The sequence below is a fragment of the Halomonas sp. ND22Bw genome (assembly GCF_003011945.1).
GTDB lineage: Bacteria > Pseudomonadota > Gammaproteobacteria > Pseudomonadales > Halomonadaceae > Halomonas > Halomonas halophila.
The window spans coordinates 1-384 of sequence record NZ_PXWD01000291.1; the positions used below are offsets into that span (position 1 = coordinate 1).

1 pseudogene is annotated in these 384 nt (G+C 66.1%); it reads left to right on the forward strand.

Annotated elements, in window-relative coordinates:
- Nucleotides 1-384, forward strand: a pseudogene (locus CVH10_RS18120) (acyl-CoA dehydrogenase); the annotation flags it as partial.

Genomic DNA, 384 nt, shown 5'->3' on the forward strand with positions numbered 1-384 from the left:
CTGTTCGTCGTGCCCAAGTTCCTGGTCAACGAAGACGGCTCGCTGGGCGAGCGCAACACGCTGGAATGCGCCGGGCTCGAGCACAAGATGGGCATTCACGGCAACGCCACGGCGGTCATGCAATATGACGGCGCCAAGGGCTGGCTGATCGGCGAAGAAGGCCGCGGCATGAACAATATGTTCGTGGTGATGAACGAGGCCCGCCTCGGCACCGGCCTGCAGGGTCTGGCCATCGGCACCGCCGCCTATCAGGCCGCCGGCGAGTTCGCCAAGGACCGTCTGCAGGGCCGTTCGCTGACCGGACCGAAGAACCCGGACGGCCCGGCAGACCCGATCATGGTCCACCCCGACGTGCGCCGCATGCTGCTGGAATCCAAGGCCTTC